This window comes from Paenibacillus sp. NMA1017 (genome assembly GCF_058895805.1).
Genome location: NZ_JBZXYR010000001.1, coordinates 996,903 through 1,010,139 on the forward strand (window position 1 = coordinate 996,903; position 13,237 = coordinate 1,010,139).

A 13,237-nucleotide genomic window follows, 5' to 3' on the forward strand; every position below is an offset into this window, starting at 1 on the left:
TGTTAATTGATCTTAGAATTCAATTCTGTTTGAAGTTCGTGCAGATCACTTGCGGAAATCCCTAATTCGTCATAGCCATTTTGGATCACAGCAGAATTCACAGACTGCGTCTGCTTGGATTGTCTCTTTATAATAAAGGTGCTTAAGTCCGCTACGCTTGGATACTGGAATATATCTTTGGTAGTCACTATCATATCTTTCGCTCGAAGTTGCGCCGAGATTTGAATCGCTTTTATTGAATCTCCTCCCAATACATAAAAATCTTCGACTACACTTATGTTTTCAATCCCCAACACCGTTTCCCATACGCAGGCTACCGTCTCTTCAGTACTGTTCCTTGGAGGTATAGCTTGGTCCTGAAAGAGCTGACTTGTATCAGCTATTGTTAGTTTTTTATGATCCACTTTGCCATTTACGTTAAGGGGTAACTTCTTAACCTGTACAAAAAAGGATGGGATCATGTAGTTCGGTAGCCTTTCAGCAACCCATTGCCTGATTTTTTCGATATTCATTCTTTGATCTGCAGCAAAATACGCACATAAACGCTTACCTCCTTGTTTATCTACCTGCTCCATGATGAACACTTCTTTTACGGTTTGATTTTCAAGGATACACTTTTCAATTTCACCTAATTCAATTCGGAACCCCCTAATTTTTACCTGATGGTCATTACGTCCTAGAAATTCAATTTCTCCGTTTGCAATCCGTTGCCCTAAGTCACCTGACTTATATAATCGTTTATCATGCAGATAGAAAAATTTTTCTTGAGTTAATTGGTCATTGTTGAGATAACCTCGTGCGAGACCTTCTCCAGCAATACACAGTTCCCCAATTGCCCCAATTGGCTGCTGCTGGTTATCCGAATTAAGAACAAGCACCTCCGTATTCTTAATGGGTCGGCCGATCGGAATCGTATACATCTCCTCATTAACTTCTTGAATTTCATGATACAGCGCATAAACGGTACTCTCTGTGGGGCCATACATATGAATAATTTTCCCTTTACCCATCAACTGAAAAGCTTTATTTACATGCACTATGGATACTCGCTCGCCACCAAAAAGTACCTTTCTTACATTGGCCAAGCAATGAATTTCAAGGTCTACGAGTGTATTAAAAAGGGCCGTTGTCACAAAAAAAACAGAGACATTCTCTTTTAAAATCAACTGAGCTAACTCAGATATATTAAGCATTGTCTCTTTGTCTACTAAAACAAGTCTTGCTCCATTCAAAAGACTCCCAAATATATCAAAAATAGAACCATCAAAAGCAAAGTTGGACAATTGGAGAATGGTATCTTGTGGTGTAATTTGTACATAATCTGAGCCCTTCACAACTCTCATTACATTGATATGTTCAATCATGATTCCTTTAGGTATACCAGTCGAACCGGAAGTATACATTACATAAGCCAAATGGTTAGCCTCTGATATGCGTAGTGGATTACTCTTATCACGATCATTTGTTTGTTCCAGCACGTCCTCAAGAACCAATATCTGATGTCTTTTGGAACCTCCCAGTTGTTCTATTAGCTTTGTAACTAAAGAAAATTTCGATCGTGAAACTACAATGATTGATAAGCTAGCATCCTGCACAATAACCTTTAACCGCTCGATTGTATTTTCCGGATCAAGAGGTGTATAGCCTGCATTGGATTTCAAAATGCCTAGTATCCCAATAATCATCTCTGGTGAACGCTCTGTAAGTAGTCCAATTAGTTGATCAGGTTGAACACCCATATCTTGTAAAAAATGAGCAAGCTTGTTGGCTTGCTTATTTAACTCTCCATAGGATATATGAGTTTCTCCACATGTAAGGGCCGTTGCAAATGGCGCAACTTTAACTTGTCTTTCAAATAAATCTGCAAGTGTTTCTGTACCGCTGTGCTCCATACTCTTTGAACTTCTCAGTGCAATAAGTTCGGTCTCCTCATCAGCACTCAAAATACAAATATTTTTCAAGCAAACAGAAGGTTCACTGTAGATTTTCATTGCGACATTATATATATGATTTGTCATTCTTCTCACAGTATCTTCAGAATGAATATTGGAATTATAGATAAATGTTATGTTTGTTTCATCTCCCGGAAGCACTGTAATACTTAAGTCATAATTAGTATGTTCTATAACATCAACGTCCTTGATGTTTACATTTACTTCTGCTAATTTATGTTTCCAAGAGGAATTTAAAGGCGTATTATCAAACACATAAATATGACCAAACAGGCTTTGTCCAACCGACTGATTTTGAATCTGTGAAAGGGACAAATGCTCGTAGGGCTTAGAATTCAAATTTAGATGATGAATTTGTTGTATTAGTGAAGTAAAGGTTAAGTCTCCTGCTGATTGTATACGTAAGGGAACTGTATTAATAAACAACCCTATCATTCGCTCAACTGCTGGGATATCCGGTGGCCTTCCTGCAACAACTGAGCCAAATACAACATCGTTACTATTATTATATTTTTGCAGTACAATCCCCCACAGACTCTGATAGACCGCGTTTAATGTGACTTGGTTGTTTCGTGCCAATTCTTTTAAAAAATTGGACAGCCGATGCTCTAACTGAATAGAATGTTTACCCAAGCTATAATCTTGAATTGATTTGTTTCCATTAGTGCGTGTCTGACCTGGCAGGATTGAGCACTCTTCAAATCCGCTTAAATAATCTTTCCAGTATTCTAGTGCACTTTCTTGGTCTTGTTTTGCCAACCATTCTATATACTGACTATAAGGCTGCTCCATACAAATGGATTGGCTTTGTCCTTTAACTAAACCAGTATAGATTTCAAATAATTCACAAAGGATTAAATCGGAACACCAACCATCCATTAAAATATGGTGAAAAGTGAGTATACAAGTACATTCACTAGGGCTTGTCTGGAGTATGGATAACCTAATGAGCGGATCTATCGTCAAGTTGAATCCTCGCAGGCGATCCTTTTTTAAATATTGCTGAATCCACCCTTCTTTATCCAGGCTTGATATATCAGCTCTGCTTTCATAAACAAATTGAAGAGGTCTTTCCGTCAACACTACCTGAAGTGGCTGTTTGACTTTTTCCAATAAAAAAGTAGTTCTTAATACATTGTGCCGTTGGATAAGTGTCGAAAAACTTTGCCTCATAAGCTCAACATTAAGATGACCTTCCATGGTTAGGATTAGCTGTACTATATAAGTGTTGGGATCTGTATCTGAGAGAGAATGATATAATATGCCTTCTTGCATAGGGGACAGCGTATATATATCCTGAATTTGTTCTTTTGAAAACGGATTCACTCTACTCACCTGCCTAATCTAGTGTTTAGAATTTAAGGAACTGAGAAGCACATCATAAATCATATCTAAATCCTCTTCCTTTAAATTTTTTAATGTAAAATCACTTGGAGTGCGCAACTGCTCCTTTTTGTCTATGCAATGCCGAATAATCCTGATAAGCTGCTTTTCATATCCCTCCGCCAAATGCTGGATTTCTTGTCCACTAATTCGCGCACTATCATAGCCGATAGAAAGATGCAATTGATCTCCCGTGATATATCCTGTTATTTCAAGTGCATAACACAGTTCATTATTAGGGCTGATATTCCCTAATCCCTCGGGTCCAAAGGAAGCTACACTACTGTAAGGAGAGAGTTGGAAATATGGAGAACTTGAGATTGGGTTAAGCTGACCTAAATAATTAAAATTAATTTCTGGCTCAATAGAAAATACCAAAGGTGCCCTCAAACTTTCCGGGCTAAGATATTTTAGAACCTCATAGTCCAAACCTTTATTCGGGATAGCTCTAAGATTCTCTTTGGTTTTTATAATCCAATCAGGCAAATTATCAGGATCATGCATGCATAGAAGTACGGGGCACTGAGATGTAAACCAGCCGACTGTACGTGTAATATTCATATCAGGTAAAATATCAGTACGACCATGGGATTCCATATTGATTACAACTTGTTTAACTTCAAGCCAGTCATACAGTGCTATCCCTAAAGCAGTTATCAAAACATCATTTATTTCGGTGTTATACGCATGATGAACTTGACCAAGAAGCCATTTTGTGTTTTCTTTTGACAGAGTAAACTTTAAATTACGTTTGTTCCTTTGAGTTGATACCTGTACTTGATCTCTTTTCCACAGTAATGATTCCTGATTAACTTTTTCATTAAAATCCAACCAATAGGGGATGTGTTTTACTATTTCCTTACTATATGAGTAATTCTCCAATGCTTCAGCCCATTTTCGATATGAATCTGTTTTTCCTTGCAGTATAACCTGTCTGCCATTAATAATTTGCTCATAGGACTTTGAGAAATCTTCGATTAATATACGTAATGAAATTCCGTCCATCACTAAATGATGTATAGACAGTAACAAATGATCTCCTGTCTTGGATCTGAACAGTCCTACATGCACCAATGGACCCATTTCCAGGTTCTTATTCCCTTGAATCTCTGAAATTTGGTCGGTAATAAATTTTTCTTCATCCTCATGCGGTACATTGAATACATTGAAGCTGAATACCTCAGGACTCACGTCCATGTTCACCTGCTTTAGAATACCGTCCTCCATCTGGTAAGTCATTCTAAGCGCGTCGTGATGCTCAACCAGCGTTCTCAAAACTCTGAGCAAAACTTCTGTTTCATACCGTTCTGGATTATAAAACAGAATAGATTGATTCCAATGATGCTTATCAGTTAACTTTTTTGAAAAAAACCAATGCTGAATAGGGGTAAGGAGGACACTTCCCAAAACTTTACCTTGATCACTTTTAATGCTAGTCTGTTGAATAGACTGGCCAAATTGTGCAATAGTAGGTTGTTTTAAAAGATGCTGACTACTGAGCTTTAGATTATGGGAGTTCAACTTTGCAGATAATTGAATGGCTTTAATTGAATCGCCACCCAAATCATAAAAGTTATCATATATGCCAACCTGGCCTACGCCAAGAACCTCACTCATTAGCTGGCATAAAAGTTCTTCTAAATCAGTGCGAGGCTGCAGATGATTAGATTGCCCCGATAAATCTCTAGTTGGCTTAGGGAGAGCTTTTCGATCCACTTTTCCATTAATGGTCATAGGAAATTCAGATAAATAAACAAAATAGGTTGGCATCATATAAATCGGTAATTCTTGCTTGATAAACTCACGCAACTCAGGTGTGCTGATCGTATTTCGGGCTACATAATACGCACATAACTGCAACTGATCCTGCTCATCCTGAATAGCTTGCACCACTACTTCTGTGATTTCTTTATGTTTAAGAAGAATCACTTCAATTTCTTCCAATTCGATCCGATGTCCACGTATTTTTACTTGTTGATCCGTTCTCCCACGATATTCCAAACTCCCGTCAGGAAGCATCCGAACTAAATCACCGGTTTTATATATTGTTATTTCTGGAATTGTTGGATGTTGGATGAATTTTTGTTTTGTAAGCTCTGGACAATTCAAATAACCTCTTGCTAGTCCAATTCCGCTTATGAATAGTTCACCAATCTCTCCACAATCAACAGGGTTCAACTGCTCATCAAAAATATAAAAATTCGTATTCGGCAATGACAAGCCTATAGGAACTGAATTTCCTTCAAAATATGCTAAAGGAGCCACCCATAAAGAAGCACATATGCTCGCTTCTGTGGGTCCATATGCATTCACATAAGTTGTATAAGGACCCCATTGATTTACCAAATTACTGGATGATGATGATCCTGCTGTTATCATCAACCTTAAATTCGTAATACGCGAAGCTTCTAAATACACAGCATAACTTGGAGGCAATGTTAATACAGTAATCCTATTTTCTGAAACATAAGATTCAAAATCGAGGGGCTGATGTATTATTTCCTGAGGAATAATATATAAGGTTGCCCCATTGAAAAGTGCCATGAAAATTTCCCAAACAGAGGCATCAAATGAAAAGCTGGCGAACTGACCAATTCGATCTTTTGTAGTAATATGGAAATTATTTATCCAAATTGACTGCAAATTTTCAATTCCCTTATGTTCTAATAAGGTTCCTTTAGGCTGTCCTGTTGAACCTGAGGTATAGATTAAATAGGCGAGGTCGCTTGAGCAAACATTCCGCTCCAAATTGGCGATTAAGCGATTGGAATACAGTTGTTCAGTCACTATTAATTTACTTAATCCCGGATGATTAGGAGTTCGTAAGTGCTGTTGTGTAAGCAGCAACTTCACATTGCTGTCACTTAGCATGAATTTAATCCTTTCCTCAGGGTAACCTGGATCAACTGCCAAATAAGCTCCTCCAGATTTAAGGACCGCTAATACTGCAATGATCATATCGACGGAGCGTTCCATCATAATTCCAACAATACAACCAGTACAAACATTATGCTCAACCAATACTTCAGCTAATTGATTGGATCTTTCATTTAATTGACGATAAGTTAGGTATTCTTCATAACTGACAACAGCGGGACAATCTGGAGTAGCTACCACTTGCTTTTCAAACAGACTGTGGATAGTCATTGTTTTTCCTCCCTGCCGAGGTTCCATCGTTCTATTTACTTGAGTCCAACTTCAATGGAATGCAGCATAACCTGACTGGAATTTAGTTTGAAATATTTTTTAATTTTACGGAAATTCATATCACCAATAGAGCACAGCCCCACCTGCTCCAGCTCAGCTACTTGAGTCAACAGTTGCACCATAATTCCACAGTCGATAGCGGCATACAAATAGCCCATTCCTCCATATTTCGGCATCGTTACCTCGCTGTTATAAACCATAAATACAGAAAAAGCTGATGTGCTAAATATTTCTTGATTTTGGGCATAATGCGCTTCTTGCGTGATAACACAGGCGCTGCTTACCATTTGAAGCATATTACGCACAGGATTATAGTAATATAAGCCTGCCTTCACCTTTTCTATACGGGCATCCTTAACATAAATGAATATATCGATTGGATATAACCCACCATCGGTTGCATAAAAATAGCGAATCTCGCCATTAGTTATCGTCTGCTTAAAAACAGAGATTAGCTTTGAAAATGTTTTAAATGGAAGTTTGCAATTTATATCAAAATTACGAAAAGATCTGCGATTTACAATCTCTTCTGGAAAAGAAACATACTCTAAAGGAAGTTCGTGCTCCATAACATTCGAAAATGTGCGTTCAAGCTGTTTTTGTTTGAAATGATTGTATCGTTCCGGATCAATGAAAGTGTCTTCGTGATGAGGGTTGTGTACAAGATAATTATGCGGATAAAGGAGCTCTTGAGGGGTTAAAATAGAATTTACTAATATACGTTCATTAATTAAATGTTTAATAAAATCAACAAGAAGCTCCTGATCTAAATGAGAATAATACTCGATAAGAGATTCTAGCTTTATGCCTTTTTGCGTTATGTAGTACAATTCAGGAAATAATTCAAGTGCTATACCAGAGAATATGGAATGCTCAATTTCAACAGCGTCCTCTGTTTTGCACCAACGAACGGATGGAGACCAGAAATACACAGCTTCATTTTGGACTAATTTGGATAATTGTACAGGGACTTGCTTATGCATAATAGTTCCTCCTCTAAATATGATCATTTAAGATATCTGACCACTGACTTATTATGCTGGTTGTTTTTTACGAATGAATATCCATTCCATTTAACTATGCCTGCCGATACACCAACGACGGTACAGTTGGCGGGAACATTTTTTAATACAACTGCACCTGCTCCTATTTTGGAGTAATCACCAATAGTAATGGGGCCTAATACTTTGGCTCCCGCCCCTATAACAACTCTGTTTCCAATAGTAGGGTGCCTTCTCCCCACATCTTTCCCAGTGCCTCCTAAAGTAACATTCTGATATATCGTCACATTGCTCCCTATTTCAGCAGTTTCACCTATTACAACTCCAATACCATGATCTATAAAAACCCCATCTCCCATCTTCGCACCTGGATGTATATCTATTCCCGTAAAAAATCGTCCCCAATTAGATAACATTCGTGCAAATAAATACAAATGAACCTCAAAAAGGAAATGAGATAATCGATAGAATAACAAAGCATGAAAACCTGGATAACATAATATTATTTCAAGCCAACTATTTGCCGCTGGATCCATTTCTCTAATAAACCTGATATCCTTGATCAACTTGCTTAACATTTCGGATCACTCCCCTTGCAGAAAGTACCTTTCCGATAAATGTAAGCATCATTATAGACTGTTCATATATTCCCACCTCTCTAATAGAATAGAAAACATTAATAACTATACATTTTTTAAAAAATATAAAATACTAAATATTTAGTATGTTACACAAGAAATATTCTACCTCCTTATTTTCGTAAAGTAAATATGGAATTAATGTTTTTCAGGCTAAATTTATAATCGCAAACGATATAAATTTCATCAGACTTAATAAGTAAAAACTTTATTTCGCCAACGCGACTTCTTTTGAAGAGGCACAGTGAGAAACGCTGTAGGCAATAAACCTTTACATCATTGGATTGCAATGATATAATCCGACTATAATCCTTTACTAAATATTTAGTATAAAACATTTAGCAATAAAGTTATGGAGGAGATGTCATCTTGAGTACGACACGAGTAATGGTTCTTGGGCTCTTGTTACAATATGGAGCAATGTCAGGGTATGAAATACAACAGAAAATGCAATCAGCACAAACGGATAAATGGGCTTATGTGCAACCAGCTTCCATATATCATGCCTTAAAAAAAATGGATTCAGAAGGAATTGTACAGTTAGAAACGTTAGAACAGACAGGGAACCGGTCCAAAGCTATATATGCTATCACGGAGGCTGGAAAAAGTGAGTTTAGTCGGCTTTTAATCGAATCATTTAAAGAATCTTCTGTTGTGTTTCCAACAGCACTGTACACAGCTTTAACTTTTATGGATGAGGCTGGGCTCGATGAAATTGAAGAAGCTTTAGGTTTTCAGCAGCAAGCCATCGAAAAAATCTATAAAGAAATGAAACTAGGACAAGGACAAAAAGCTGAACTTATGGATATCCCCGTAAACGTCATGTTAATTTTCAGAAATATTTACGATCAATGTGAGCTTCAATTAAAATTTGTCAAACAAATTAAAGAGGAAATCAGAAGAAATTTATGAGGAGGATGTAATAATGAAACTGAGTAAAGGAGCACAAAATAAGCAAAAAGCTGCACTAATTGTTGTCGGATTAGCTGTATTCATTGATATGTTAATCTATGGATTAGTCGTTCCCATTTTGCCAAGGTATGCAGATTCTCTGGGCGCAACTCAAACTGAAATCGGATTTTTATTCAGCAGTTATGCAATCGCATTATTTATAGCTACACCTGTTTTTGGCCTATTAACGGATCGGATTGGGAGAAAGACACCTCTATTATGGGGGTTAATTGGACTCATAGCCTCTACTTTAATGTTTGCCATAGCCCACACTTTCTGGCTACTTGTAGTGGCACGCGCTCTTCAGGGAATTGCAGCCGCAATGACCTGGACAGCAGGACTCGCTCTCTTGGCTGATCTATACCCTACTGAAGAACGTGGAAAAGCCATGGGCTTGGCATTATCCGGTCAAGCCGCCGGAACCCTTCTCGGACCAACAATTGGCGGTTGGTTGTATCAATGGGGAAGTTACCAGCTTCCTTTCTACTTTGCCATCTCCTTGGCCGTCATCGATGCTATACTTCGACTAATTCTCCTGCATGATATTCCGGAAGCGAAAAATGAAAAGTATATTTCCCCTTTCTCGTTCATGAAAAATAAAGATTTGCTTTTGGTTATTGGAGTGGTGATTATCGGCGCATCCATCCCAAGCGTACTTGAGCCAACATTACCGTTACACCTACAGCACAATTTTAGCGCTAACCCAGGACTTATTGGATTATTATTTGCTATTCCCACGCTTGCTTATGGCCTAGCAACACCTTTTATAGGACAGTTTTCTAGTAAAATCGGCTATAAAAATGGAATTCTCCTCGGTCTACTTATGGTATCCATTGCACTTCCTCTGACTGCACTTCCAGCAATATTATCGCTTCAAGCTGTTATTTTAGCTGTTTTAGGGGTTAGCATGGGTATGGTCCTTGCTCCCTGCTTACCTCAACTTGCTGATATCTCTCAACGAAGTGGAATTCATTCTTATGGAATTACTTTCGCACTCTATAACACGGCATACTCGATTGGCCTAATGATCGGCCCTATTTTGAGCAGTACTCTCACGGATCTAATGAATATTAAGTTCTCTTATTTAATCATAGGCATTATTGTATTTATATACATGTTCGTACTCGCTTCAGCCTTAAGGAAAGCCAAAAATTCATCAAGCAACGTAAAGCTAAGTAAATAAATGAACAAAAATTCATATCCCCATAAGGAATAAAACATTTTATTGCATATTTTTTGCATCATAGAGCATTCCAGTCCCTGAAAAAAAGGTATCCCTCAAGCTTATCGCTCAGGAATACCTTTTTTTGATCCATCTATGGCTTGGTAGGCTCTACCTTCATTTGCGCCTCAAGCGCGAGATTCAGCTTGAGCACGTTCACACGCGGCTCGCCGAACACCCCGGCGCTGCGGCCTTCTGTCTGCTCCTGCACCAGTGCTCTCAGTTGATCCTGTGGGATACCCGTCAAGCCGCTAATACGCGGAATTTGCACCCGTGCCGCCTGTGGAGAGATGTGCGGGTCCAGACCGGAGCCGGAGTTCGTAATCAGGTCCACCGGAACCTGACTGACGGGTACATCCGGGTTATGCTTCTGCCAATCCGCAATAGAGTCCTTGACTCGCTGTATCAGGGCTGGATTCGACGGTGCGTAGTTACTAGAGCCTGAACCAGCCCCATTGTAATCAACGCTCGATACCCGACCTTGAAAAAACGCCGAATCGGCAAAGGACTGCCCAATCAGTTCGGAGCCGACCACCCGCCCCTCTGTGTCATGGAGCATACTGCCGTTTGCTTGCTGTGAAAACAGAACCTGCGCTACTCCTGTACTGACTAGCGGATATGCCAAACCGCACAAGAGAATCATCAGCACTGAAGTTCGCAAAGCCACTCCAATAACTGTACTTCCTCGCATCTCCTGTCTCCCCGGTTGTCCTTCCGACACTGTCCCTGTCCCTGTACGTTTATTATGATCTTGCCCTCCAGATTCGGCTTTTTCGTGCGCAGCAAATCTGCGTCCAGACATCATCCGATAAAAACCACTCATGTCGTTCACCCTTTCTGCGCTAAATCCACAAATGCACCAACAAATCAATGGCCTTGATGCCGACAAACGGTACGACCATACCGCCCAGACCGTAAATCAGCAAATTCCGTCCCAGCAGGCGATCCGAGCTCATCGGCTTATACTTCACGCCCTTCATGGCCAGCGGAATCAGAAGCGGAATAATAACCGCGTTAAAGATCAGCGCCGACAAAATAGCGGACAGCGGGGAGCCAAGCCCCATGACGTTCAACGCCCCCATTTGTGGAATGGCCAGCATGAACATCGCCGGGATGATGGCAAAATATTTGGCAACATCGTTCGCAATGCTGAACGTTGTCAATGCTCCGCGCGTCATAAGCAGCTGCTTGCCGATCGCGACCACCTCAATAATTTTGGACGGATCGGAATCCAAGTCCACCATGTTAGCCGCTTCTTTGGCCGCGACTGTGCCGCTATTCATGGCAAGACCTACATCGGCTTGCGCCAACGCAGGTGCATCATTGGTGCCGTCTCCGGTCATGGCAACCAGCTTACCCTGTTCCTGCTCACGTCGGATAACCGCGATTTTGTCCTCTGGCTTGCTCTCAGCTACAAAGTCATCCACACCCGCTTCTCGTGCAATTGTAGCTGCTGTCAGCGGATTATCTCCGGTACACATGATCGTACGGATACCCATTTCCCGGAGCTGATCAAACCGTTCCTTCATGCCTGGCTTCACTGTATCCTTCAAATAAATAATGCCGTATATCTGATCATCTAGCGCGACTGCCAGCGGTGTACCTCCTTCAGAGGCTACCTGATTCGCTTTTTCCTCCAGATCGGCTGGAACACTGCCGTTTTGCGATACGATCCATTGCCAAACAGAATCCACCGCGCCCTTGCGTACCTTTCGTCCATCGGCCAGATCCAGACCACTCATCCGGGTCTCCGCCTTGAATTCGATAAAGGTTCCACCTGCTGCCAAGGATGCATCCAACGTATGCTCCTGTTTGCGCATCAATTCGAGAACCGAGCGTCCCTCTGGCGTCTCATCCTTCATAGAGCTAATCGCTGCCCACTTCACTAACTCTGCCTTCTCCACGCCCACTACAGGCACGAATTCACTCGCCATTCGGTTCCCGAAGGTGATTGTACCTGTTTTATCCAAAATCATCGTGTTGATATCCCCAGAAGCTTCTACCGCCTTGCCTGACATGGCCAGTACGTTAAACTGGGTGACCCGGTCCATACCGGCAATCCCGATAGCTGACAGCAGTCCTCCAATCGTAGTCGGAATCAGACAGACTAGCAACGAAATCAGTACAGGAACAGGCAAATCAATGTTAAAATGTCGGGCAATCGGCGCTAGCGTAACCACTACAATTAGAAAAATAATCGTCAAGCTAATCAGCAAAGTGTTCAGTGCAATCTCATTCGGCGTTTTTTGCCGCTGTGCGCCTTCCACGAGCGAAATCATTTTATCAATAAACGTCTCGCCCGGCTCTGTTGTAATCCGCACCTTAATCCGGTCACTGACCACCCGCGTCCCGCCGGTTACCGAGCAAAAATCACCACCCGATTCCTTGATGACCGGAGCCGATTCTCCCGTAATTGCAGATTCATCGACCGAAGCCAGACCTTCAATGACCTCACCATCGCTTGGAATCATTTCGCCCTGAGAGACAACAACCACGTCCCCCTTACGCAATTCGGTTGAGCTAACCACCTGAATGTCATTTCCGATGAGCTTGTTAGCTTGTGTATCCTGCTTGGATTTTTTTAAAGAGGCAGCTTGTGCCTTACCCCGCCCCTCCGCGAGCGCTTCGGCAAAGTTAGCAAAAAGCAACGTAAACAATAGAATAACAAACACGGCCAGGTTAAAGCCTATTTCCTTGTCAGTTCCAAAATAACCGGGAAACAGTAACATTAGCAGCACGACCAATGTACCGATCTCCACGACGAACATGACAGGATTTTTCATCATGATCATCGGATTTAATTTTATAAAGCTATCCTTGATCGCATGCTTCAAGATGCTTCTGTCCAGCATGTGTTTGCGTTGTTCCTTCATGATCAAACAC

The 13,237-nt window shown here is 40.6% G+C and carries 8 protein-coding genes; 2 read left to right on the top strand and 6 right to left on the bottom strand.

All coding sequences use genetic code 11. The features are described 5' to 3' along the window. Positions 1-2: 2 nt before the first annotated feature. Genes AC5ELV_RS04605 through cysE form a run of 4 tightly spaced genes read right to left on the bottom strand, consistent with a single transcriptional unit; the run spans position 3 to position 8,121 of the window. Positions 3-3,278: a non-ribosomal peptide synthetase gene (locus tag AC5ELV_RS04605; RefSeq protein WP_493429286.1), complete on the bottom strand. Its 3,276-nt coding sequence runs from the start codon at positions 3,276-3,278 to the stop codon at positions 3-5. An 18-nt stretch (positions 3,279-3,296) separates the two neighbouring features. Continuing rightward, on the bottom strand, positions 3,297-6,482 hold the full coding sequence (locus AC5ELV_RS04610) for an amino acid adenylation domain-containing protein (RefSeq protein ID WP_493429287.1): 3,186 nt from the start codon (positions 6,480-6,482) through the stop codon (positions 3,297-3,299). 35 nt (positions 6,483-6,517) lie between these two features. Then, on the bottom strand, positions 6,518-7,525 hold the full coding sequence (locus AC5ELV_RS04615) for a SagB/ThcOx family dehydrogenase (RefSeq protein WP_493429288.1): 1,008 nt from the start codon (positions 7,523-7,525) through the stop codon (positions 6,518-6,520). A gap of 23 nt (positions 7,526-7,548) precedes the next feature. After that, a complete protein-coding gene (cysE, locus tag AC5ELV_RS04620; protein WP_493429289.1) occupies positions 7,549-8,121 on the bottom strand; it encodes a serine O-acetyltransferase in 573 nt (190 codons plus the stop codon). Positions 8,122-8,550: 429 nt separating this feature from the next. On the opposite strand from cysE, the gene AC5ELV_RS04625 reads away from it, so the two are divergent. Together AC5ELV_RS04625 and AC5ELV_RS04630 are read left to right on the top strand one after the other, a co-directional pair. Continuing rightward, the gene (locus AC5ELV_RS04625) at positions 8,551-9,093 is read left to right on the top strand and encodes a PadR family transcriptional regulator (RefSeq protein WP_493429290.1); all 543 of its coding nucleotides are present in this window, start codon (positions 8,551-8,553) and stop codon (positions 9,091-9,093) included. A gap of 13 nt (positions 9,094-9,106) precedes the next feature. After that, positions 9,107-10,315 (top strand): MFS transporter, encoded by a 1,209-nt coding sequence (locus AC5ELV_RS04630; RefSeq protein WP_493429291.1) that lies wholly within the window; start codon positions 9,107-9,109, stop codon positions 10,313-10,315. A 133-nt stretch (positions 10,316-10,448) separates the two neighbouring features. Here the strand turns inward: AC5ELV_RS04630 and kdpC are convergent, their stop codons facing one another. Both kdpC and kdpB read right to left on the bottom strand, forming a co-directional pair. Next, complete coding sequence (gene kdpC / locus AC5ELV_RS04635; RefSeq protein WP_493429292.1) at positions 10,449-11,177, bottom strand: potassium-transporting ATPase subunit KdpC; 729 nt, start codon at positions 11,175-11,177, stop codon at positions 10,449-10,451. Positions 11,178-11,196: 19 nt separating this feature from the next. Then, positions 11,197-13,227 (bottom strand): potassium-transporting ATPase subunit KdpB, encoded by a 2,031-nt coding sequence (gene kdpB / locus AC5ELV_RS04640; RefSeq protein WP_493429293.1) that lies wholly within the window; start codon positions 13,225-13,227, stop codon positions 11,197-11,199. Positions 13,228-13,237: the final 10 nt, after the last annotated feature.

Bases quoted from the DNA above. Each gene is read 5' to 3' on its own strand.
- AC5ELV_RS04610 (WP_493429287.1), bottom strand. From the start codon at position 6,482: ATGACTATCCACAGTCTGTTTGAAAAGCAAGTGGTAGCTACTCCAGAT.
- AC5ELV_RS04615 (WP_493429288.1), bottom strand. From the start codon at position 7,525: ATGCATAAGCAAGTCCCTGTACAATTATCCAAATTAGTCCAAAATGAA.
- cysE (WP_493429289.1), bottom strand. From the start codon at position 8,121: ATGTTAAGCAAGTTGATCAAGGATATCAGGTTTATTAGAGAAATGGAT.
- AC5ELV_RS04630 (WP_493429291.1), top strand. From the start codon at position 9,107: ATGAAACTGAGTAAAGGAGCACAAAATAAGCAAAAAGCTGCACTAATT.
- kdpC (WP_493429292.1), bottom strand. From the start codon at position 11,177: ATGAGTGGTTTTTATCGGATGATGTCTGGACGCAGATTTGCTGCGCAC.
- kdpB (WP_493429293.1), bottom strand. From the start codon at position 13,227: ATGAAGGAACAACGCAAACACATGCTGGACAGAAGCATCTTGAAGCAT.